Annotated in this window: 1 protein-coding gene; it reads right to left on the bottom strand. The window is 53.3% G+C overall.

Annotated features, from left to right (window positions below):
* The coding region (locus ACP5J3_RS14535; RefSeq protein WP_428496334.1) for a hypothetical protein at window positions 1–1,235 on the bottom strand (1,235 nt) is incomplete at its 3' end.
* Between the last annotated feature and the right edge of the window lie 287 nt (window positions 1,236–1,522).

The raw sequence follows: 1,522 nt of genomic DNA, 5'->3' as shown, positions 1-1,522 counted from the left end.
TTTGTTTCTTTTAGGCTGAACGGCATATCGTCTATCACTAGGTACGGGTAGAAGGCGCCGTTGTAGCTGGGATCGCCCCACGGATAGAATGCAATACCGTCGGCGTAGTCTAGATCCTGCACCTCGCAGTAATTAGGCGGGGAGAAGCGGTTATACACATAGACCCACTTGGTATACCTCAACTCGCCCAGGATCCCGATGTATACGACTCCATCGTCGTATAGACTATCGCCAGGATAAACGGGACCGCATCTCCCTCTTAAGTAATCCCAGAGCCGGGCCGGTGTAGAGTCGTACCTAGAGTTATATACAATTCCTGACACATCTATAAAATCTATGCGTTGGGAAATATCGCTGAGTGTAAAGCTTATTCCAGTAGCTAGCGACAGCCTCAAGCGCGGTAGCTTCAAACCGCGTACCTTCACAGATATGTCAAAACTGAGAGATGTTGTTGTGGAACTACAAAGGTATATCCACACATCAGTTTGCACTCTTTGAATCTTCGGCCCGGCGTCGCTGTCTAGGTATACTGTGGCTAGTGGGGCTATTACGGTGTCTGCAAATGTGGAGGAGGCCTGGGCCCAGTAGTAGCAATAAGTGTAGGCGCTTCCCGAGTAGCAGTACTCAAACTGCTTGGGGTTGCGCGAATCGTAGCACGGGCTCGTGTCTATAGGCGGTGTCCCCGGCCACGCGCTTATCTGCTGGGAGGCGTCCTCATCTAGCGGTTGTTCTATCTTGTAGATGGGCATGAACTCCCGCTCGACCACCACGCGCCTTCCTCTAACTTCAGAGGGGTTGAGAGGGACGGCGAATATGTCTGTGTAGACCTCTAAAATCTTCTTACTGCCTTTCTCTGTCACGTTAAAAACCTGGGCAAACACTAGCAAGCCTAGCTCCACCTTAACCCCCCTCACGCCCCCGTACCCCAGCCTGTTAATCAACCTCTCCCCCTCGGCAACGAACCTGCCGAGCGGCACCGTCCTTCTGTGGGATCCGTTGCCGAGATAGAGCCACCCACCCTCGCCCGGGGCGTATATAAATGCGGCGTGTTCAAGACCCCTCCCCCTATGCTTTAAGACTATCTGGATTTCCTCGGCGCCTTCTCTTGACTGTTGCACCGTCACTTTGACGCCGAACTTGTCGTAGACGGCGCCTCCCCGATTCGCCGTTGTGAATGACAGCAACGCAACTAAAGCCAGCGCGAAGCCCACAGCTATCCACCCTAGCCGAGTCATGTGGGTAATAACTTCCGCTATTTATTCTTACTTTATACAAAAAATTGAATTAATCGAAAGATTGCGATTACACCACATCTCCCCCTCAGGCGGCCCGGGCTGTGGAGAGAGGCGTAGACCTCGCTGGCGGGATCGGGGCGGCTGGGTGCGGGGTGGGGTGGAGCCGTAGCATCGGCGCTTCTAGTCGCTGGAGATGTATTTAGGTTCCTGGGGGGTGATACACAGCTACCGCTGTGGCGGCCGCGATTTTTATATAGATCACCAACATGTCATAAATCACGTGGCGC

This window comes from Pyrobaculum sp. (assembly GCF_049971835.1).
GTDB lineage: Archaea > Thermoproteota > Thermoprotei > Thermoproteales > Thermoproteaceae > Pyrobaculum.
This window is presented reverse-complemented; position numbering and strand designations above follow the sequence as displayed.